Here is a 21,040-nt window from a genome sequence, read left to right as displayed (position 1 = left end):
TCCCGCCGGGCGTCCTCCCGGCCGTAGGCGGACGGGGTGGACGTAGATGCGGACTCGTCCAGCCGCTGGGGAAACCGCCCATCCGGGCCGGCTCGCGGTTGACGTGGCCGTGCAGCTCGTCGTCGACCCGGTGCCAGGAGATGTCGCGGTCCGGTCCCTCGACGAAGCCGTCGAGAGAGACCGACATGAAGAGGATCACGTTGCGCACGGGAGCCTCGCCGGGGTCGTCGCCGCCCCGGGCCGGCGTGGCCCGGGGCGGCGCGGAACTCAGACCAGCGTGCTCCAGTAGTACCAGAACCGGTTGAGGATCAGCAGCGCGATCACCGCGTACCAGAGCGCCGGCACCACCCAGTGGTAGCGGACGGCCTCCCGGACGGCCGGGCTCAGCCGCGGCCCCACCGGGATCACGCCGGAGCGCAGGTTCTGCAGCGTGGTGTACCAGAACAGCGGGACCATCGCCGCCCAGACCACCATGCAGTACGGGCAGAGCGCGCCGATCTCGTACAGCGCCTGGTACATCAGCCAGGTCACGAAGCCGATCCCGAACACCGTCCCGGCCTGGAGGCCGAGCCAGAACCAGCGCCGGTACGACGCCCCGGCCAGCAGCCCGGCGCCGATCGCCATGACGACGCCGAAGCCGACCAGGCCGATCAGCGAGTTGGGGAAGCCGAAGGCCTCGGCCTGGTCGCTGCGCATGATCGAGCCGCAGCTGATGATCGGGTTGATGTTGCAGTTGGGGACGTACGACGGGTCCTTGAGCAGCCGGATCTTGTCCAGCGTGAGGACGACGGAGGCGAACAGCCCGACCGCGCCGCCGATCAGCAGCAGGAGGGCGAACGGCCGGCTCGCGCCGTAGGTGCGCGCGGGGGCGGCGGAGGTCATCCGGTCACCTGCTCGACCATGGCGGTGAACCTGTCGGGCGCGACGGGCGCGCCGCCCGCGAACACCTCCAGCTTCTGTCCGTCCAGCTTCACGGTCGGGGTGCCGCTGACGCCGCTCTTGTCGAAGGCCTTGCCGACCTGGTCCGCCCACGGCGCGTAGGTGCCGTCCTGGACGGCCTTGACGAAGGAGTCCGTCTTCAGTCCGGGGACCTGCCCGGCCAGGTCGAGCAGGCGGTTGACGTCGGCGAAGCCGTCGTTGCGCTCGTCCGGCTGGTTGGCGTACAGCACGTCGTGGAACTGCTTGAACTTGTCGACGCCCTCGTTGAGCGCCGCGCCCGCGGCGGCCAGCGCGGTGCGCGAGCCCTTGCCGCCGAGGCCCTGGTCCAGGAAGGTCGCCAGGTGGTACTCGATCTTGTAGGTGCCGGCGTCGGCGAGCTGCTGGATGGTCTTGCCGTCGGTGGTCTCCACCTGCTCGCAGTACGGGCAGCGGAAGTCCTCGTAGATCTCCAGGGTGTGCGGGGCGTCGGCCTTGCCGTAGGTGATCACGGTGCCGTCGGCGCCGCTCGCGTTGGCGGGGGTGACCAGCGGGCCGTGGGCGGCGGTGTCGCCCGGGCCGGAGGAGCCGCCGACGGCGAAGGCCACGCCGGCCGCGAGGGCGAGCACGGCGGCGGTGGCGGCGCCGACGACCGTCCGGCGGCGGATCTTCGCGGACCGCTCGGCGCGCTCGCGCTCCTCCCGCATGCGCTCGGTGGCGGCGCGCCGGGCGGCGCTCCTGCTCTGCTTGCCGCCGGTGTTCGTCCCGCCGGTCTTCTTCTCGGCGGAGGCGGAGGCGGAGGCGGGGGTCTGGGGCTTCTTGCTCATGGCGGGGTTTTCGTCCTGTGCTTCGGTCCGGTGCTCCGTGCGGGGAGCAGGGCAGGCGCGCGTACGGGCGCGCGGCGGGGCGACCGGCGGAGACGCGGAAGGGGAAGGGTCTCTCAGCAGGCCGGGGCGGCCACGGGCGGCCCGCGGCGGACGGCGGGGCGGAGCAGCACGGACTCGGCCGGGACGCGGACCCGGCTGGCACGCGGGAAGGGCATCCGGGCCACCGGGCGGGCCGGGACGGGCGCGGCGAGAAGCAGCAGCAGGCGGCCGGCCGCGGCCGGGAACCGCTGCGCGAAGTCCCCGAGGACCCGCAGCGACCGCGCGAGGCCGGTCAGCGCGGCGTCGGCACGACGCAGCCAGAAGGCGGCGGCCAGCGCGATCGTGGTGTGCAGGGCGAGGAGCAGCAGCACGCCGGCGGACTGCGGGACGCCGTGGCCCAGCAGGAACCCGCCGAGCGAGCCGCCGCCGCAGAGCAGCGGCTCGAAGCCGCGGGCGGAGCCGGGCGGCAGCGAGGGGCAGGTGGTCTGGGCGAGGTCGAACAGGGCGCTCAGGCCCAGCTCCAGCGGCAGGAACACCGCGGCGATCGCCGGGTAGCCGCGTTCGGAGCCGGCGAGGGCGAAGGCCGCCACGAAGACGGCGCCGCCGGCCACGGCCAGCGTGCCGAGCGGCAGCGGGCGGCCGGTCACCAGCACCTGGCCGAGCCCGGCGAGCAGCACGACCAGCGCGGCGAAGACCGCCGCGCGGAGCGTCCTGAAGCCCGGGCCCGTCCGGCCGGTGTGCATCTGCATGGCATCCGAGTCTGCCACAGGTCGAATGGGGGACGACCGGGCCGAAGGTCCGCTGTGGGGATCCTCACCACCGCCCCTGAACTGGGCTTATGTGTCCTTTACGGGTTCGGGGTGCGCGGGCTGGGCGGCCGCGACCCGGGTCTCGACCAGCTGCCGGAAGAGCTCCAGGTCGGCCCGGACGACGCGCTCGACCGCCCCGGCGAGGGCGAAGCCGCGCGGCCCGCCGAACACCTCGTGCACCGCCTCCGGGTCGTACTCGATGCGGATCTGCAGCCTGGTGTGCTGCCGGTCGAGCGGGAGCAGGGCGAAGGCGCCGTGCAGGTCCAGGCCGTCCAGCGTCCGCCAGGCCATCACCCGGCCGCGGCCGTGGTCGGTGATCTCGGTCTCGACGTCGCGGGGGGTGCCGGCGATCTCCACCCCGAGGTGCGCGAGGTTACGGCCGTGCGGGTGGGCGCTGCGCACACCGCCCACGAAGCGCGGGTAGTCGTGGACCCGGTGCAGCTGATCCCAGGCCGCCAGCACCGGGGCGTCGATGTCGATCTGTTCCTCGAGCGTGCTCATCGCGGGGACGGACCTCCTAGGCCGGTCGCGCTGCGGGCGCGGGGCACCTCCAGCCTGCGCCTCCCGGTGGTGGACAGGCAAAGGAAGGGGTGCTGCGCGAGACTGGGCGCATGCCGGAGCTGCCCGAGGTCGAGGCCCTCACCGCGTTCCTGTCCGAGCGGCTGACCGGGCGGGTGATCGCCCGGGTGCAGCCGGTGGCGATCAGCGCGCTTAAGACCTACGACCCGCCGGTGACGGCGCTGGAGGGTCGGAGGGTCGGCCCGGTCACCCGGCACGGCAAGTTCCTCGACATCGAGGCGGGCGGCCTCCACCTCGTCGTCCACCTGGCCCGGGCCGGCTGGCTGCGCTGGAAGGAGAGCCTGCCCGCCGAGCCCCCGCGCCCGGGCGGCAGGAACCCGCTCGCCCTGCGGGTGCGGCTGGAGGGCGACGCCGGGGACGGCTTCGACCTCACCGAGGCGGGCACGAAGAAGGGCCTCGCGGTGTACGTCGTGCAGGACCCGGCGGAGGTCCCCGGCGTGGCCCGGCTCGGCCCCGACCCGCTGGACCCGTCGTTCACCCTGGAGGCGTTCACCGCGCTGCTGCACGGCGAGCGGCGCAGGATGAAGGGCGTGCTGCGGGACCAGAGCGTCCTGGCCGGAGTCGGCAACGCCTACTCGGACGAGGTGCTGCACGCGGCCCGGATGTCCCCGTACAAGCTGGCGTCGAGTCTGACCGGGGAGGAGACGGCCCGGCTGTACGAGGCGCTCGGCAGCACCCTGCGGGACGCGGTGGAGCGCTCGCGCGGGCTGGCGGCTGGGGAGCTGAAGGCGGAGAAGAAGCTCGGTCTGCGGGTGCACGGCCGCACCGGGCAGCCGTGCCCGGTCTGCGGGGACACCGTGCGCGAGGTGTCGTTCGCCGACTCCTCGCTGCAGTACTGCCCGACCTGCCAGACCGGCGGCAAGCCGCTCGCCGACCGCCGGCTGTCGCGGCTGCTGAAGTAGGCCGGCCGGAGGCGGCGCGCCGCCGGTGGAGCGCTGCGGTGCCGGGGGCCGAAGGGCTCGGCCCCCGGCGGAGGCGTGCAGCGTCCAGGTCCCGTCCGGCCGGCCGTGCCCGGCGTCACGCACCCGGCAGGAGCGTGACGGCTCGCTGCTGGCAGCCTGATCAATCCCCGAAGGACTTCCGGAGCCGACCACTACGGCTTGCGGGCGACGCCGCCCCAGTAGTACGCCGCGTGCGGGTCGGCCGGTGGCTCGCCGTCCGGGTGCCACGCCATGACGGGGGCGACGCCGGGCTCGATCAGCTCCCAGCCGTCGAAGAACCGGGCCACCTCGTCGCGGGTACGCGGGACGAGCGTCATCCCGCCGGCCCGGGCGGCCTCGGCGACCTTGGCGACGCTCTCCGGATCGAAGTCCTGGGTCGGGTGGGTGAGCGCGAGGCAGCTGCCGGAGGGCAGCGCGTCGCGCAGTGCGGCGACCTTGCCCCACGGGTCGTCCTCGTCGGCGATCAGCATCAGCACGGCGATCATCAGCAGGCCGACCGGCCGGCCGGGGTCCAGCGTGGAGGTGAGCGCCGGGTGGGCCAGCAGTTCGGCGGGCTTGCCCAGGTCGGCGTGGATGTAGGTGGTGCGGCTGGCCGGGGTGGAGACCATCAGCGCCCGCGCGTGGGCCAGCACGATCGGGTCGTTGTCGACGTAGACCACGCGGGTGCCGGGGCTGACCGCCTCGGCGATCTCGTGGGTGTTCGGCGAGGTGGGGATGCCGGTGCCGAGGTCGAGGAACTGGCGGATGCCCTGCTGCTCGGCCAGGTGGCGGACGGCGCGGCCCTGGAACGCCCGGTTCTCCTTGGCCATCGCCCTGACGCTCGGGACGGCCTCCTCGATGGCCCGGCCCATGGCGCGGTCCGGAGGGAAGTTGGTCTTTCCGCCCAGCCAGTAGTCGTACACGCGGGCGGAGTGCGGAGCACTGGTGTCGACGCCGAGGCGCTCCCACTCGCTCGGCACGGCCTCGTCGTGCCCGGGCTGGTCGGAGAAGTCCTGACTTGTCGTCATGGCCACGTCCTCTGAAGACGGATCATCACACTGAGGGACGTCAGCGTAGCGGTCCTGGAGCGGTCGCGGGTGTGCGCTGCAGGGTTCTGGGCGGACGGCATCCCGGGCGGGTGTGCGCTTGGGCCGTCGGGGTGGCACTGGGAGCCGTCGGGGTTGCCGGTGGGAGGCGCGACGGTCCGCGGGGGATGCATCGATCATGCTGTCTGATCGTCAGATTACTTCGCGTAGATTGCTCCTGGTCGCGGCCGGGATGTCGCTGCTCGGGCTCGCCGGCTGCCGGGGATCCGACGGGCCCGGGGGCGGTGCGCCGAGTGCCGGGGCGGCCGGCGGGGCGCCCGAGGCGCTGGGCGCCGCTCCGAGCCCGGCGTCGCCGTCGGCCTCCGCCGCCCCCTCTGCCGGCCCCTCCACTCCTCCTCCCGCCGCTCCCGCCGCTCCCGCCGTCGCCTCCGGCTCACCGGCGGCCGCGCCGCGAAAGGTGACGGAGCTCGAGAGCAGGCCGGTGTACGAGCTGGACGCCGGGCGGCGGGTGGTGGCCCTCACCATCGACGACGGTCCGGATCCGCGGCACACCCCCACCGTGCTGGCCCTGCTGGAGCAGTACGGGATCCGCGCCACCTTCTTCCTGATCGGGGAGAACGCCGTCGAACACCCCGCACTGGTCCGGGAGATCGCCGCCCGCGGCCACCACATCGCCAACCACACCTGGACCCACCCCGATCTGCGGCAGCTGTCGGAGGCCAAGGTGCGGGACGAGCTGGAGCGCACCTCGGAGCTGCTGAACCGGACCACCGGGAAGCCGCCCACCTGGTTCCGTGCGCCGGGCGGTGACTGGTCCACGGCGTCGCTCAAGGTGAGCGCCGCCCTAGGGATGCGGAACATGGCCTGGTCGGTGGACCCGAGGGACTGGGCCCGGCCCGGTACGGCGGTGATCACCGACCGGATCCTCAAGGACGTCCGCCCGGGTGCGATCGTGCTCAACCACGACGGCGGCGGAGACCGTTCGCAGACGGTGGCCGCGCTCAAGACGTACCTGCCGGTGCTGATCGATTCGGGGTACTACTTCACCGCCCCGCCGGGGTGAGTTCGGCCGCGGAGAAAGGGGTGGCAGGTAGCGGCGTTTCCGGCTAAACCACTCAAAAGAGTGGATTGGGAGAACCGTTTCTGCGGATTTTGGGCTTCTAGGGTGATCTCGCATCAATGTCCCCGGCACCACCGCGTACCGCCCCGAAAGGCCCCACCCCATGCGTCTCCGCAACGCCACGCTCGCCGCCGCCAGCGCCATCGCCCTCGTCCTCGCCGTCCCCGCCTCCGCCGACGCGGCAACCGGCGACTTCCTCTACAAGGTCGGCCCCGGCGTGGAGACCGGTCTGGCCGACCCGGCGAGCGGCCGGTGCATCGACCTTCCGTGGACGACGGAGACGGCGCCGGGGTTCGCGCCCCAGAACCTCACCACCTCGACCGCCACCGTCTTCCGCGACTTCCACTGCGAGGGCGACGTCTTCTACGTCATGAACCCGGGCAAGAAGCTCGGCGACAGGCTCAAGCTGCGGTCCGTCGTCTTCTCCTGAGCCGGACCGATTCCGCCGAAGGGCGCGACAGTTCGGCGATTGGTTGAGACCATTCCGGTGAACCGACAGCTGGAGAGGCCTTGCCGACACGAATCGCCGGGCTGTCCGCCCGGTCCGGCGGACCGCTGACCGTCCTCACCGCGCTGCTGCTCGCCGCGGCCGGCTTCGGCGTCCACCACGCGCTCGGGTCGGAGGACACCCCCGCCGCCCGGCCGGCGCCCGCCGGGCCGCGCCTGCACATCGGCGGCGACGAGGTGGAGAAGGTCTCCCCGGAGGCCTACCGGGAGTTCGTCCGGCGGGTGGGTGCCCAGGTGACCGCGGCCGGGAGGACCCCGGTCGGCTGGAACCAGACCGCGCCCGGCGGCATCGGGCTGCTCCAGTACTGGGACGGCACGGGCGGGCGGGAGGCGGAGCTGCGGGAGGCCGCCGAGCGCGGCGCGAAGGTGATCATGTCCCCGGCCGGGCGGACGTACCTCGACATGAAGTACGACGCCTCCTATCCGCTCGGACTGGTCTGGGCCGGGACGGTCGACGTCCGGTCCGCCTACTCCTGGGACCCGGACACCCTGGTCCGGCTACCGGCCGGAGCGGTCCTCGGCGTGGAGGCACCGCTCTGGACCGAGACCCTCGCCACTCCGCACGAGCTGGACCTGATGCTGCTGCCCCGGCTGCCCGCCCTCGCCGAGCTGGGCTGGTCACCGAAGTCGGGCCACGACTGGGGGCGGTTCAGGCAGCGGCTCGCCGAGGAGGGCGCGCGGTGGGACGGGGCCGGGTACGCGTATGAGAAGCGCCGGGAGGTCCCCTGGCCGGCCACGGGCGGGCCGGCCGGATAGCGGGTCTGGGGCGGGCCGGGTGCAGCGGCGTAGCGTGAGGAGGGGAGGGTTCACGCTGGTCCCGGAGGCGGAGGAGGAACGATGTCCGTACGGGAGCCGGACCCGGTGGAACAGGAGGAGTTCGCGGGTCGGATCGTGCAGGTGCTGAACGACGCCTGCCTGGGATTCATGGCCAGCATCGGCCACCAGACCAACCTGTTCGACACCATGGCCGGCCTTGCCCCGTCGACCAGTGCGGAGGTCGCCCGCGCCGCCGGGCTCGACGAACGCTACGTCCGCGAGTGGCTCGGCGCGATGGTGGTCGGCGGGATCGTCGAGTACGACCCCGGACACGGCACCTACCTGCTGCCGCCCGAGCACGCCGCCGCGCTGACCCGGGCTGCCGGGCCGGAGAACCTGGCCGGGATGATGCAGTACCTCGCGTTGATGGGCGAGGTCGAGCAGCGCCTCGTCGAGTGCTTCCGCAAGGGCGGCGGGATGCCGTACTCGGCGTACCCGCGGTTCCAGGAGCTCCAGGCCGAGGAGTCCGGGCGGGTCTACGACCTGGCCCTGGTGGACGGGATCGTCCCGCTCGTGCCCGGGCTGCCGGAGCGGCTCCGCGCCGGGGCCGACGCGCTCGACATCGGCACCGGGCAGGGGCACGTCGTCAACCTGCTGGCCCGGGCCTTCCCGGCCGGCCGGTTCACCGGCGTCGACATCTCCGAGACGGGCATCGCCGCCGCCCGGGCCGAGGCCGAGGCGCTGGGCCTGTCCAACGCGCGCTTCGAGGTCGCCGACTCGGCCGGGCTGACCGGCTCCTATGACCTGGTCACCGCCTTCGACGTGATCCACGACCTGGCCCGCCCGGCCGAGACGCTGGCCGCCGTCGCAGGCGTGCTGCGGCCCGACGGCGTCTTCCTGATGGGCGACATCGCCGCCAGCAGCCGGCTGGAGGAGAACATCGACCACCCGCTCGCGCCGGCGCTCTACACCTTCTCGACCTTCTACTGCATGACGGTCTCGCTCGGCGAGGGCGGCGCGGGGCTGGGGACGGTCTGGGGGGAGCAGACGGCCCGGCGGATGCTGGCCGAGGCCGGGTTCGGCTCGGTGGAGACCGCGCAGGTGGAGGGGGACGTGCTCAACGTGTACTACCTGGCGCGGTTGGACGGTGCCGGGGCGTAGGCGGCCGCGTCCGGGCCGCTCCGGGGCCGTGGCGGGCCCCGGCAGGGCGGGCCGGCGGGGCAGCCCCGGTGCGGGTGGCCGGGGCGGAAGGTCGGACGTAGGTTCGAAGAGTCCGAGCGAAGGAGGGCGGCGATGACCGGCAACGGCTACGCACACCCCGAGGCGCTGGTCCCCACCGAATGGCTGGCCCGGCACCTGGACGACGGCACGATCCGCGTCGTCGAGGTGGACGAGGACACCACCGCGTACGAACAGGGGCACATCCCCGGCGCGGTCGGCTGGAACTGGACCACCGACCTGCACAGCCGGGTGGGGCGCGACTACACCGACCGCGACGGCATGCAGCACCTGCTGCGGGCGGCCGGGGTGGAGGACGACACCACCGTGGTGCTGTACGGCGGGAACAACAACTGGTTCGCCGCCTACGCCTACTGGCTGCTGCGGCTGCGCGGCTACGGGCCGGTGAAGCTGCTCGACGGCGGGCGGAAGAAGTGGGAGCTGGAGGAGCGGGAGCTCACCGAGGAGGTGATGGACTACCAGCACAGCGCCTACCGGCTAGCGGGCCCCGAGCACCCCGAGGTGCGGGCGCTGCGCGACGAGGTGCTGGCCAAGGCGGAGGTGTTCGCCAAGCCCGGCTCGGACTCCGTGCTGGTCGACGTCCGCTCCCCGGCCGAGTACCGGGGCGAGGCGCTGGCGCCGCCGCACCTGCCGCAGGAGCAGGCGCAGGTGCCGGGCCACATCCCCGGCGCGGTGAACATCCCGTGGTCGCAGGCGGCCAACGACGACGGCACCTTCCGCTCGGCGGACGAACTGCGCGCGCTGTACGGCGGGCAGGGTGTGGAGGCCGAACGCGAGGTGATCGCGTACTGCCGGATCGGGGAGCGCTCGGCGCACACCTGGTTCGCGCTGACCGAGCTGCTCGGGTACCCGCACGTGAAGAACTACGACGGGTCGTGGACGGAGTACGGCTCGCTGGTGCGGGCGCCGGTGGCGCTGGGGGCGTGAGGCGAGGGTCGGGGGCGTGAGGCCCGGGGGCCGGGGCGGCGTGTTCGCGGCATGACGGGGGCGCGGCGGCTCCATTTCGGCCTGTTTCTTCTCATGAACATTTCATCGGGCAGGAGTGGGCCCAGGCTCACCGGGACAGGGATCGATGCGACCCACTGTCCCAGTGACCCTGGAGGACCACCGTGCGCAAGAGGCTGATCGTCTCTGCCGCCGCAGGCGCGCTCGCCCTGCTCCTGACCGTGCCCGCCTCCGCCGCGCAGATCGGCCCCGGCGCGGCGGGCATCGGAGACCCGTACTACCCCAACGCCGGCAATGGCGGATACGACGTCTCGCACTACGACATCCGCCTCAAATACCAGCCCGTCACCGACGAACTGGAAGGCACCGCCACCATCCTGGCCACCGCCACCCAGGACCTCTCCCGCTTCAACCTGGACTTCGTGCTCGGCGTCAAGGAGGTGCTGGTCAACGGCCGGACCGCGAAGTTCGCCAGTACCGGTGAGTCGGAGCTGGAGATCACCCCCGCCCGGCCGCTCACCAAGGGCAGCGCCGTGACCGTCGTCGTCCGCTACGCCGACAAGCCCGGCGAAGTGGAGCGCGGCGGCTACTCCGCCTGGCTGCGCACCCCCGACGGCGGCATCGCGGCCAACGAGCCCGAGGGATCGGCCTGGTGGTTCCCGAGCAACGACCACCCCACCGACAAGGCCACCTACGACGTCTCCGTCCTGGTGCCCGACGGCACCCAGGCCATCAGCAACGGCCTCCTCACCGGGCAGAGCTCCCGGGCCGGCTGGACCCGCTACAACTGGCGCCAGACCAAGCCGCAGGCGACCTATCTGGCCACGCTCGCGATCGGCAGGTTCGACGTCCGGACCGACACCACACCGGGCGGGATCCCGGTCGTCACCGCCTACAGCAAGGACCTCGGCGACAACGACGGCGCCGCGCGTGCCAGCGTCGAGCGCACCGGCGAACTGGTCGACTGGCTGAGCGGCTACTTCGGGGCGTACCCGTTCGACTCGGTCGGCGGCTACGTCCCCAACGTGCCCACGGGCTACGCCCTGGAGACCCAGACCCAGATCTTCTACAGCCCCGCGCAGTTCTCCCGCGGCGCCAACACGTCCGTCGTCGTCCACGAGCTGGCCCACCAGTGGTACGGCGACAGCGTCTCCGTCCAGCGCTGGAGCGACATCTGGCTCAACGAGGGCTTCGCCCGCTACTCGCAGTGGCTCTGGTCCGAGCACGAGAACGAGGGCACGGCGCAGGAACTCGCCGACTATGTCTACACCTCCTACCCGGCCGAGAACGCCTTCTGGAGCGTCAAGCCCGGCGACCCCGGGGCGGACCACCAGTTCGCCGGCGCCGTCTACGACCGGGGCGCGGTGGCGATCCAGGCGCTGCGCAACGCCGTCGGGGACGAGAAGTTCTTCCAGATCCTGAAGGGGTGGCCGGCCGAGCGCAAGTACGGCAACGCCACCATCCAGCAGTTCCAGGCGTACGCCGAGCGGATCTCCGGGAAGCCGCTCGCGGACCTCTTCACCACCTGGCTGTTCACGGCCTCGAAGCCGTCGGTGTCGTCGGCGGGCGTTCCGGCGGCGGGGGCGACGGGCACGGCGGGCCTGGCGCCGAGTGCCAAGGCGACGGTGCAGGAGCCGAAGTCGTGGAAGAAGATCCAGGAGACCAACTCGCTGCACGACCACGCGCACTGACGGGTGCACGCGAGCACTGGCGCGAGCACTCGGAGCTGCACACGGGCGCTGACCGGGTGCGGTGACCTGGTGACGTGGTGTGGAGTGACATGAGGTGACGGGCGTGGCCCGGCCGGGCGCTGGGTGCGGGCGGCCGGGCCACGCCGTTGCCCGGGCCTGTCTGCAGGGCGGTGGCCGGTGAAAAGGGCCGGCGGTCAGGGGTTGGTGGTGGCCAGGGTGCGCGCCTCGGTGACGACCAGTTCCTCGATGCCGTAGAGGAAACGTTCCATCCGGGGGCGGGGGAGCACCGAGCCGTCGGCCGTCATCGCCAGCTGGAGCGCGTCCGCGGTCCGGAGCGCGTCGAGGGCGTAGGTGAGCCCGGGGCGCGGCTCGAACTCCTTCGGCCGGCCGAGGGTGGTGCGGGTGGTGTCGAGCGGGCCGCCGGGGGCGGCGGTGGCTCCCGGCCCGGTGATCGCCGGCGGGACCAGGTCGCGGGTGTCGTTGAAGACGCACGAACGGTCGGCCGTCGGGCCGTGCTCGGCGGTCAGCCGGGCGATCTCCTCGTCCAGCAGCCGCTTGTTGTAGTAGGCGTGCCGGTAGGTGGCGATCGACGCGGCGTGCGCACGGCGGACGGCCGCGCCGAACTCGCCGTCCACGTCCGGCAGATGGAGGATCCCGTCGCCGGCCACCACGCTCACGGCGCCCGCGAGGCCCGGCAGGAAGCGGTTGTTGACGACGATCTGGAGCACGGCGTCGGACGAGCCGGCGAGCCGGGCCGTCATCACCGCCGTCGCGGCGAGCAGCACCGAGGAGGTGCTCACCCGGTGGCCGGCCGCGACGAGTTCGACCGCCCGGAGCAGCGCGGGGGAGCTGAGCACGGCGTTCGGGAACGGCTGCGGCTCGTCGTTCCGGGCGGGCGGGAAGAGGCGCGGCGGGCCCGAGCGCAGTTTGCGCAGAACGTGCGCGCGGGCGTTGGCGTCGCGCCGTCGGCCGCGCTCGGAATGCTGGAACTCGGCTTCCTCCAAGGGCTGCTGGGCAGGGCGGCCGGCCCTGATCGTCTCGACGGACCCGCCCAGCGACAGCTCGGTGAGGTCCATCACCAGCCGGCCCATGCCCGCGCCGTCCACCGCCGTGTGCGACAGGACGAGCGACAGGTGCCGGACGAGGCCGCCCGCCACGACCAGGCCCACCCGGATCGGCCACGCGGTGGCGCAGTCGAACGGCAGCGCGGCCAGTTCGTCGTGCAAGGCCGCACCGGCGGCGGCGAGTTCGGCCGCTCCGCCGTCGCTCTGGCGGGTGTGCACGGGCAGCCGGCCGTCCGGGTCGACGGTCTGCCGCAGCCGGCCCTCGCCGTCCGTGTGGAGCCTGGTGTGGAGGGAGTCGTGCAGGTGGATCAGGTTCGCGAGCGCCTCGAGGACGACCGGCACCGGCAGGCCCGGGTCCAGTGGTGCCGCCGTCGTGATGTTGTAGCGCGGCGCGTCGGCGGGCGCGAGCCGGCCGACGGCGTCCCAGATGGCCTGCTGGCCCCAGGTGGCCGGTCCGGTGCCTGACCGGCCGGACGAGAAGGTGATCTCCAGCTGCTGACTCGTGGTCACCGTGTGGCTCTCCGATGTGCGGTTCCGGGCTCGGCGCGTGCCGCGTGATGCGTCGCGCGTCCGGGCGGGGCGGGAGGTGCGGCGGGAACGCGTGTGCTGCCGGGGCAAGAGTCTGGCGCACCGCCCAGGTCGCGTCGAGCCTCGGAACACGGCCGTCCGCTACCGCCGTTGGACGCCGAGGAGGCCGCCGGTCGCCGGCCGACCCGGCTGCGGGCCCGTGCCGTGGCGGTTCACGCGCGTCCACACCTAGGCTGGCGCGGTGACTGATGAGCAGGAGTGGGTGCAGCCGTCGGGAGTGTGGGCCACGGCGGTGGGGGTGGCCAGGGTGCGGGCGCTGGAGACCGAGCGGGAGAACGCGCTGTTCCGCGACCCACTGGCACGGGCCTTCGCCACCGCCGGCGGCCTGTGGCCCTCCTCGCCGCCGCTTCCCGACGACGAGGCCGCGCGCCGCCGCCGGCTGGCCGTGTCGTTCTCCATCGTCATCAGGACGAAGTTCCTCGACGACCTGTTGCAGCAGGCCTCCGCGTCCGGGGTCCGGCAGGTCGTGCTGCTCGGCGCCGGCATGGACAGCCGGGCCTTCCGGATGGACTGGCCCGAGGGCACCCGGCTGTTCGAGGTCGACACCGCCGCTCCACTGGACTTCAAGGCTGCCGTACTGCGCCAGGAGCGGGCCGTCGCGCGCTGCGAGCGGATCACGGTCGCGGTGGATCTGCGGGAGGACTGGCCGGGCGCGCTGGCCGCCGCCGGGCACGATCCGGCCGTGCCGACCGCGTGGATCGCCGAAGGACTACTGATCTACCTGCCCCAGGATGCGGTGGAGCTGCTGATGGCCCGGATCAGTACGCAGTCCGCGCCAGGTAGTCGGATGGGGCTGACATTGGGCTCGCGCGGCGTGATCGAGCGCTTCGGTGCGGACGCCGCGCCGGGATCGGCGGCGTCCATGTGGATCTCGGAGATGCCCGACGACCCGGTGGGCTGGCTGGCCGGGCACGGTTGGGAGGCCGACAGCCACACCCTGCGTGAGCGCGCTGCCGCCTACGGCCGCCCGATCGGCAACCCGCCGCAGCGCGAGGAGCAGCCCGGCGGACTGATCTCGGCGGTCCGCCGGTAGAGAGCCTCCCGGTTCCCCGGATGATCGACCCCGGGTTCGGGCAGCACCCGAAGCTCTGCAGTAACCGAACGGACAGTGACGTCAGACACCGTGGGCCCTGCCGGGAGTTCGGCAGGGGCCCACGGTGCAGGGAGCTGCGGAGGGCCGGCCCGTCCTCGATGAGCGGCGTGCCGGCCGGCATCAGCTACCGCCTGCCGCCGGTCCGACGGCCCGGCCTCACTTCAGATGGCGGGTGAAGAACTGGGCCGCGGCGTCCCCCGCGAACTGCGGGACGCCGGTGTGCCCGCCCATGTTGGCGTTCAGGGACTTCTCCTCGGAGCCGAACGCGTCGAACAGGTCCAGGGCCGCCTGCCGGTCGTTCCCCTCGTCGTCCCACTGCAGCAGGACGTGCAGCGGAACGGTGACCTGGCGGGCCTCCTCGAACATGGCGCGAGGCACGAAACTCCCGGCGAACAGAACGGCGGCCGCGATGCGCGGCTCGACCGCCGCCAGCCGGATGCCGATGGAGATCACTCCCCCCGAGTATCCGACCGGGCCGCCGATCTCGGGCAGCTCGAGCAGGGCGTCCAGGGTGGCCTGCCATTCCGGGACCGCCTTTTCGACCAGCGGGAGGACGAGAGCGTCGACGATCTCGTCGGTGACCGGCTCGCCGGCCTCGATCGCCCGGCGCAGGTCGGCGCGGGCCTGCTCGATGGCGGCCCACCGGGGCCGGTCGCCGCTTCCGGGGAGCTCGATGGTGGCCGTGGCGAAGCCATCCGCCGCGGACTGCCGGGCCCGGGCCACCAGCCGGGGGTACATCATGCGCAGCCCGAGGGGAGGGTGGCCGAGCAGGATCAGCGGCGCCGGCGCGGATGCGGATGCCGATGCGGGTGTCCACAGGATGCCGGGGATCTCACCGAGGCTGAAGGTGCGTTCGAGTACGCCGTCGTCGAGGCGCTGCTCAGAAGTGACATGCATGGTCGTGCCTTTCGGGAGTGCACTGCAACGGCGCTCCCGGACGACCTTTTCTATCGCCCGACCGTGACCCCGGAGGGGAGCACCCATGTCGATACTGCGTTCACGGGTACCACCTCCTCGGTCTCTTGCACGGCCTCCGGAAATGTAGCAGCGGTCGCCTCCGCCGCCTAACGGTTTTTGCGGGCCTCCCGTGGCCGGAGGCCACGGAGACACGACGCACAGGGTAGGGCGCGCCCGGCACCGGCATCATCCGTCCGAATGACGGCGGGGTCACGGGGAGTCGGTCCGGGTCGCGGCCTCGCCCGTCCGCAGCCGCGCCGCACCGGCGTCGGGCGCGTCCCCGCCCCGGGGCGGCGGAAGGGGCGTCGACGTCGATGCGGTGAAGGTGGCCGGGGCGTAGTGCGCGTGATGCAGGCGGTAGGCGTCGCCGAGGTGGTGCTGGAGGCGGCTGTGGCGGAACTGGTAGACCGCGCCGGTCTGGCGGAGCACTCCCCGGCGGTAGGCGTCGTCCAGGAAGGCGGCCGTGTCCCGGGGGAGGTTGCCGGTCGCGGGCAGCCAGATGCGGCAGAAGACCACCCACTGACCCCAGGCGGTGAACCCGAGGGCGTAGGAGAAGGTGCCGCCGAGCCCGCCGACCACTCCGATGAAGAGGCCGTCCGACAGCGGCCAGTTCATCGGCCCCAGGAGCGGTTGCAGCAGCTCGATGACGAGGCGGCCGCCGAGGGCGATCGCGAGGGTGAGCGCAGGTACGAGGACGAGGACCTGCCGGCCCACCGTCGTGCGGTTGGCGGACAGCAGGCCGGCCGGGGTCGCGGCGGAGGCGATGTCCAGGGGCGCCTCGAGTGCGGCCATCAGTCCGAAGACGAGGCCGGCCGCCGAACCGAAGATCAGTCCGAAGGCCAGCATGTTGATGAGCGTGCCCTCGATCACCGCGCCGTCGGCGAGCGAGACCCTGTTGTTCAGCGCGCGTTCCAGCGTGATGGCGCCGGCACAGCCGACGCCCATCACGAACCCGCCCAGCAGCACCGTCCCGAACCGGGAGGTGAAGGTGCGCATCGGTCCGCGGCCGACGCGGGTGTGGTTGCCGGGCATTCGTAGCCGGACCTGGGACGGTGCGAAGGCGGTGCTGCCGAACCTCGCGATGAGCCAGTAGACGGATCCGAAGGCCAGGCCCGCGATCGGTCCCATCAGGGAGCCTTCCAGGACGATCCCGTCGAGGTCCGCCGCGAGAACCGAGCCGAACTGGTGGGCGATCAGGCCGACGGACCACTCGGCGAGGGTGACGGACAGCGCGCAGGTCAGCATGACGGCGAGGAGGCGCGTCGACGGCCTCAGCGAGTCGCCGATCTTCCACCAGGCGAGGTCCTGCTGGTCGAGGTCGGGGAGCCGGGCCAGGTGGTGGGCGAGGTGACCGAGCCAGCGCCGGACCCGTTCGGACCCGGGGTCCGAGTCGTGGTCGGGCCGCCTGCGCGGGGGGCCGCCGGTGGCCCGTACGGGGGCGAGACGCCGGTAGACCGTGGGCACGAAGCCCGCCAGCAGGTGCTCCTCGAGCGAGTGCCGGGTGGGGAAGCGGGTGGTGTCCAGCAGTTCGGCCGGGTCGGCGTCGGCGTTCTCGCTGTAGAGCGTCCGCGCCAGGATGACCATCAGCGGGGTGCTCAGGACGGCGGCGAGGTTGCGGCTAGCGGGGGTGTCCTGCCTGCGCAGCGCCTCCAGCACGGCGTCCCAGACGTTCCCGGACCCGTTCCCGTCTCCGAGGGAGGTGTCCGGGCCGGTTCCCCGGGTGGTGACGGGGCGGGAGGTGCGGGGCAGGTAGTCCGTGAGGTCGCCGGGCGTGAGGTCGACGAGTTCGACGCCGGCCGCCCAGACCAGCGGGGTCCCCGCCGCGTGCACCGCCTCGGCGAACTCCCCGCGGCGGCTGGTCAGCACGAGCGGCATCGAGGTGGCGTTGAGCGCCTCCAGCGCGTGCGGCCGCAAGCCTTCGGCGATCTCGTCGAAGCCGTCCAGCACCGGCAGGACCAGGTCGGCGTCGACCAGCGCGGCGGCCAGCGTCGAACCGCTGGGGACGCGCTGGACCAGGTGGGGGTGGTCGCGCAGCAGCAGGTCGATCAGCCAGTCGCGGAGCGCGGTGGCCGTCGGGTCCCAGGACCCGAGGCTGAAGATCACCGGCACCCGGTCGGCGACGGCCGGGCCGGCCAGGAGGTCGAGGACGAACCTGATCGTCAGGATGGACTTCCCCGACCCGCCCCGGCCCAGCACCACGAGCCGCCCGGACGGGATCCGCCGGTAGACCTCGGCCACCGCGCGCAGATCACCGCTGAGGTCCACCCCGTCGGACGCGGACCCGGGGGGAAGGCGCTGGATGTTCTCCGCGTGGTCCGTCAGCCCCGCGGGAGCGGGTCGCCAGCGCACCGGTAACGGAAACGGATCGTGGACGCGGCGTTGCTCCTCCTCGATCTGCCAGCGGCGCCTGACTTCCGTCGCCAGTTCCGCGGTCGCCTCGGCGAGTGCGCCCGGAATCCGCGGGAAAGGGGACGGAAAGGGAACGGGGTCGGAAACCATCCCGGAATCGACGGGGGATTCCGGAGCCGGGTCGCGGGTGGAATCGGGAACAGGCCCGGAAATCGTTTCGGGAGCCGTATCTGACGATGCGTTCGCGAGTGTGGCCGCCAGTAGCAGGCGATCCTCGGGCCCCACGCCGAGGGCGTCCGCCAGAAGATTGACCGTACCCAGTCGGTGATCGGCGGACTTTCCGGTCTCCAGTCTGCGGATGGTGCGGACGCTCACTCCCGACCGCTCCGCCACCTGTTCCTGTGTCAGCCCTGACTGCTTGCGCAGCCGGCGCAACAGTGTGCCGAGCTGATCCGCCACGTCGGCGCCCCCTTTCCCCCGCGAGTACGGCCTGCGAGGAGCCTATCGTGACCACCGGTCATATGTGGCCGGTGCCATGGCCTGTCCTCCGACCTGGGCGAACGCCACCATCGGTGGTGTCCGGTCGCCGGTCCAACCCGGAGTGAGGAGTCGACATGGCCTACCGCCACTGGTGTGGTGAGTGCGGATACAAGACGGCGTGGCTCCCCCGGGCGGAGAGCGAGGAGCAGCAGATCCTGCACTACGCCAAGCAGCACCCCGGAATTCCTCCGGGGGGCAGTGTGGAGGCCGGTCGCAGGGACCCGGGCGGAGGCCCGGGATGTCTGCCCGTCCTGGGAATCGCCGTTCTGCTGCTGATTCTCGCGGCTTCGTGCCGCCGCTGACACCGGATTCCGTCAACCGAATTCCGTCCGAGCCGGCCGGATGTCCGGGCGGAGGCGCGACCGGCGCCCCGCCGCTTTCGGCCCCACATTGGAGAGTGATCGTATGCTTCGCGAAATACGTGCCCTCGGTCTCGCCGCCGTCCTGGCGGGAATGGCCCTCGCCACCGCGCCGTCCGCGGGCGCGGCGACCGCCGCCCGCGCCACCACCGTCACCACCGCCTCCACCGTCACCACCGCCTCCGCCGCGGACACGCGCACGCCCATCGGCGGCGGCACCGGCATCATCTTCCGCATGGCGCCGAGCCCGGAGAACCCGCAGAGCTACTACGTCTGCACCCTCACCGCCGTCGGCCGTGACAACGCCGGCAACCTGGTGGCGCTGACCAACGCCCACTGTTTCATCGACGACCAGGGCAACAAGCTCGTCGGCTCACAGGTGTACCGGGACACCTCGCCCGCCGGGACGGCGTTCTCCCCGGCACCGCTCACCGCCAGCCGGCCCGACCTGGAGACGGGGGCGATCGGCGAGGTGACGTACGTCAGTACGCCCAACAACCTGCTCAACAACGGCCCCAAGGGGCTCGACTACGCGGTGATCAAGCTGGACGAGAGCCGGGTGGCGGCCACCGACACCGTCGGCGGCGTGACCATCAAATCGATCGGTGCCCCGCCGGCGGTGGGGACGCGCATGTGCAAGGAGGGCCACCGGACCGGTCTGACCTGCGGCATGAGGATCGGCACCAACGGCATCTGGTTCACCCATCTGATCTGGACCGACGGCGGCGACTCCGGCTCCCCGGTCGTCTCCGGCACGACGCTGGTCGGCAACGCCTGGGGCATCCAGCACAGTTCGTCGATCCTGAGCATCATCGACGAGCTGAACGCCAACGGCGGCGTCGGCGCCGGCTTCCACCTGGCCGGCTGACCACCGCCCGCCCCTGCGCCTTCCCCTGCGATTCACCTCCGACTCGCCCTCCGACTCACCCTCACGGAGAGAGAAACCTCATGACATCCCTGCTGTCCGGTGCGCGCGTGCGCGCCGCGATGCGCGCCACCGCCGCCGCCGCGACGGCGCTGGCGGCAACGGTGATCGCCTTCACCGGGCCGGCCGCGCACGCCGACGCGCAGGCCGAGGCGCCCGGTGTTCCGGTCTTCGCCGACGGCTACGGCCTGACCCAGGTCGCCGGCGCCACCGAAGTCCACTCCGGCACCGACTTCACGATCACCGTGACCACCGGACAGGTGTCCGGCCGGCACAGGATCCGGATCTTCCTGCCCAGCGGCTACGCCGCCGAGCCCGGCAAACGCTGGCCGGTGGCGTACTTCCTGCACGGCGGTGGCGGCAACGTGGACGATGCCGCGGCGGCGCCGGCCCTGCACTCGGACTCGATGATCACGGTCGTCCCGGACGGGGGCCTGAAGGGCTGGTACGCGGACTGGCTCATGCAGAACACCGCCCTGGGCGCGGCGAACTGGGAGACCTTCCACCTCAACCAGGTGGTCCCCTTCATCGACGCCAACCTGCGCACCCTCGCCGACCGGAGCCACCGGGGCATCGTCGGCCTGTCGATGGGCGGCTACGGCGCGCTGCACTACGCGGAGGCCCGCCCCGACCTGTTCGGGCAGGTGGCCGCACTCTCCGGTGGCATCGACTTCGGAATGGCGGAGATCCGCGGGGCCGTCCTGGCCACCGAACTCAACCTCACGGGCGCGTGGTGCGCGCTGAGCACCTCCACCCCCTCCGGCACCGGACAGTGCACCGGCTACGGCCCCTACGTCGACAGCGACGCGATCTTCGGGTCGCCGTACCCCGTCTTCAACGCGGACCACGTCTGGAAGGAGGTCGATCCCGCCGCCAAGGCCAACCTGGCCAAGCTCACCGGTGCGGGAATCACGCTCTACACCGGCAACCAGGGGCCGATCGACCACTTCACCGAGATCGCCTCCACCAACGTCAAGGCCCGCCTCGACCAGCTGGGGCTCCCCAGCACCCTGGTCGACTACGGCAACGGGGCGTCGCTGGCTCCCGGTTGCAACGGCGGCCACAACTACGGCTGCTGGGCGCCCGCGCTCGCGGACTACGTGCCCCGGCTCGGGGCCGCGTTCGCCGCGGCGGGCTGACCCGCCGGGCGGAGGTCCTCCGCCCGACCGCCGCTCCGCGTCGTCGCGCGGAGCGGCGGTCGGGGGCCGCCCGTCCACGGTCCACGGCCAACGCCCCGCGGCCGCCCCACCGCCCCACGAAGCACTGAGCACTGAGCACGAAGCACTGAGTACGAAGCACGAACACACGACAGACGAACGCGCAGAGCTGTGATGCTGCGAAGAAGCGAGGATTCCATGGACGATCTGATGCACAAGCTGGTTTCGGGTGCCCTCAGCGGTGGGCTGATCGCACTGGTCGGAGGGCTCAGCGTCCTGGTCCGTCGAAGGCGGGTCGCCAGGGCGGAGGCCGCCGCGCCGGCCCCGGTCGAGGACCTCTCGCAGACCCTGCTGCGGCAGGCCCAGGAGGCCGACCGGAGCCGCGAGGCGCTGGCCGCCCAGGCCGGCCCCGCCGCGGCGCTCGACCCGGCCCGGACGGCCGCCGATCTCTGGCGCCGGCTCACCGAGATGCGCCAGGGACGGTTCCAGGCCGAACGGCAGGCAGCCCTGACGCGGCTCGGCGAACTGCTCGCCGCCGCCGGCCGGCCGGACGAGGCGGCACGAGTCCGCCAGGAGATCGTCGGGCTCGGCTGACACACCCGACCGAAGCGAGGA

General features: G+C 72.7%; 19 protein-coding genes. 11 read left to right on the top strand and 8 right to left on the bottom strand.

Going from position 1 to position 21,040, the window contains the following annotated elements; all coding sequences use genetic code 11:
- Positions 1-267: 267 nt before the first annotated feature.
- The 4 genes from ACZ3YO_RS22655 to ACZ3YO_RS22640 form a co-directional block, all read right to left on the bottom strand.
- Positions 268-882 (bottom strand): vitamin K epoxide reductase family protein, encoded by a 615-nt coding sequence (locus ACZ3YO_RS22655; RefSeq protein ID WP_465572075.1) that lies wholly within the window; start codon positions 880-882, stop codon positions 268-270.
- Positions 879-1,742, bottom strand: a complete 864-nt coding sequence (locus ACZ3YO_RS22650; protein WP_465572074.1) for a DsbA family protein — start codon at positions 1,740-1,742, stop codon at positions 879-881. The genes ACZ3YO_RS22655 and ACZ3YO_RS22650 overlap by 4 nt, the downstream gene beginning before the upstream one ends.
- Before the next feature lie 113 nt (positions 1,743-1,855).
- A complete protein-coding gene (locus ACZ3YO_RS22645) occupies positions 1,856-2,530 on the bottom strand; it encodes a hypothetical protein (protein ID WP_465572072.1) in 675 nt (224 codons plus the stop codon).
- Between the two features lie 87 nt (positions 2,531-2,617).
- Complete coding sequence (locus tag ACZ3YO_RS22640; protein ID WP_465572070.1) at positions 2,618-3,091, bottom strand: SRPBCC family protein; 474 nt, start codon at positions 3,089-3,091, stop codon at positions 2,618-2,620.
- A gap of 110 nt (positions 3,092-3,201) precedes the next feature.
- Between ACZ3YO_RS22640 and ACZ3YO_RS22635 the strand changes: the two genes are divergently transcribed.
- Positions 3,202-4,071 (top strand): Fpg/Nei family DNA glycosylase, encoded by an 870-nt coding sequence (locus ACZ3YO_RS22635; RefSeq protein WP_465572068.1) that lies wholly within the window; start codon positions 3,202-3,204, stop codon positions 4,069-4,071.
- 191 nt (positions 4,072-4,262) lie between these two features.
- On the opposite strand, the gene ACZ3YO_RS22630 is transcribed toward ACZ3YO_RS22635, so the two are convergent.
- Positions 4,263-5,117, bottom strand: coding sequence for an SAM-dependent methyltransferase (locus ACZ3YO_RS22630; protein WP_465572066.1), 855 nt, complete (start codon positions 5,115-5,117; stop codon positions 4,263-4,265).
- Positions 5,118-5,592: 475 nt separating this feature from the next.
- Here ACZ3YO_RS22630 and ACZ3YO_RS22625 point away from each other — a divergent pair, with 475 nt between their 5' ends.
- The 6 genes from ACZ3YO_RS22625 (at position 5,593) to ACZ3YO_RS22600 (ending at position 11,393) form a co-directional block, all read left to right on the top strand.
- Positions 5,593-6,198 (top strand): polysaccharide deacetylase family protein, encoded by a 606-nt coding sequence (locus tag ACZ3YO_RS22625; protein ID WP_465572063.1) that lies wholly within the window; start codon positions 5,593-5,595, stop codon positions 6,196-6,198.
- A gap of 160 nt (positions 6,199-6,358) precedes the next feature.
- Positions 6,359-6,685, top strand: coding sequence for a hypothetical protein (locus tag ACZ3YO_RS22620; RefSeq protein ID WP_465572061.1), 327 nt, complete (start codon positions 6,359-6,361; stop codon positions 6,683-6,685).
- 80 nt (positions 6,686-6,765) lie between these two features.
- Positions 6,766-7,518, top strand: a complete 753-nt coding sequence (locus ACZ3YO_RS22615) for a family 20 glycosylhydrolase (protein WP_465572058.1) — start codon at positions 6,766-6,768, stop codon at positions 7,516-7,518.
- An 81-nt stretch (positions 7,519-7,599) separates the two neighbouring features.
- Positions 7,600-8,679, top strand: coding sequence for a class I SAM-dependent methyltransferase (locus ACZ3YO_RS22610; RefSeq protein ID WP_465572055.1), 1,080 nt, complete (start codon positions 7,600-7,602; stop codon positions 8,677-8,679).
- Between the two features lie 132 nt (positions 8,680-8,811).
- Entirely contained in the window at positions 8,812-9,684 is an 873-nt protein-coding gene (locus ACZ3YO_RS22605) for a sulfurtransferase (protein WP_396321001.1), read from the top strand.
- Positions 9,685-9,866: 182 nt separating this feature from the next.
- Positions 9,867-11,393: a M1 family metallopeptidase gene (locus tag ACZ3YO_RS22600; RefSeq protein WP_465572051.1), complete on the top strand. Its 1,527-nt coding sequence runs from the start codon at positions 9,867-9,869 to the stop codon at positions 11,391-11,393.
- A gap of 194 nt (positions 11,394-11,587) precedes the next feature.
- Here ACZ3YO_RS22600 and ACZ3YO_RS22595 read toward each other — a convergent pair whose 3' ends face one another.
- Positions 11,588-12,967, bottom strand: a complete 1,380-nt coding sequence (locus tag ACZ3YO_RS22595; RefSeq protein ID WP_465572048.1) for a condensation domain-containing protein — start codon at positions 12,965-12,967, stop codon at positions 11,588-11,590.
- 259 nt (positions 12,968-13,226) lie between these two features.
- On the opposite strand from ACZ3YO_RS22595, the gene ACZ3YO_RS22590 reads away from it, so the two are divergent.
- Positions 13,227-14,078, top strand: coding sequence for a class I SAM-dependent methyltransferase (locus ACZ3YO_RS22590; RefSeq protein WP_465572043.1), 852 nt, complete (start codon positions 13,227-13,229; stop codon positions 14,076-14,078).
- A 216-nt stretch (positions 14,079-14,294) separates the two neighbouring features.
- Here the strand turns inward: ACZ3YO_RS22590 and ACZ3YO_RS22585 are convergent, their stop codons facing one another.
- Both ACZ3YO_RS22585 and ACZ3YO_RS22580 read right to left on the bottom strand, forming a co-directional pair.
- Entirely contained in the window at positions 14,295-15,035 is a 741-nt protein-coding gene (locus ACZ3YO_RS22585) for a dienelactone hydrolase family protein (RefSeq protein ID WP_465572040.1), read from the bottom strand.
- A 270-nt stretch (positions 15,036-15,305) separates the two neighbouring features.
- Positions 15,306-17,903: a helix-turn-helix transcriptional regulator gene (locus ACZ3YO_RS22580; RefSeq protein WP_465572037.1), complete on the bottom strand. Its 2,598-nt coding sequence runs from the start codon at positions 17,901-17,903 to the stop codon at positions 15,306-15,308.
- Between the two features lie 486 nt (positions 17,904-18,389).
- On the opposite strand from ACZ3YO_RS22580, the gene ACZ3YO_RS22575 reads away from it, so the two are divergent.
- The 3 genes from ACZ3YO_RS22575 (at position 18,390) to ACZ3YO_RS22565 (ending at position 21,019) form a co-directional block, all read left to right on the top strand.
- Complete coding sequence (locus ACZ3YO_RS22575) at positions 18,390-19,211, top strand: trypsin-like peptidase domain-containing protein (RefSeq protein ID WP_465572035.1); 822 nt, start codon at positions 18,390-18,392, stop codon at positions 19,209-19,211.
- A gap of 80 nt (positions 19,212-19,291) precedes the next feature.
- Positions 19,292-20,407, top strand: coding sequence for an alpha/beta hydrolase (locus tag ACZ3YO_RS22570; protein WP_465572032.1), 1,116 nt, complete (start codon positions 19,292-19,294; stop codon positions 20,405-20,407).
- A 216-nt stretch (positions 20,408-20,623) separates the two neighbouring features.
- Positions 20,624-21,019 carry a hypothetical protein gene (locus tag ACZ3YO_RS22565; RefSeq protein WP_465572029.1) on the top strand — a complete coding sequence of 132 codons (396 nt, stop codon included), beginning with the start codon at positions 20,624-20,626 and terminating at the stop codon, positions 21,017-21,019.
- The last annotated feature ends 21 nt before the right edge of the window (positions 21,020-21,040 follow it).

The organism is Kitasatospora sp. NPDC022785 (genome assembly GCF_055561295.1).
This window is presented reverse-complemented; position numbering and strand designations above follow the sequence as displayed.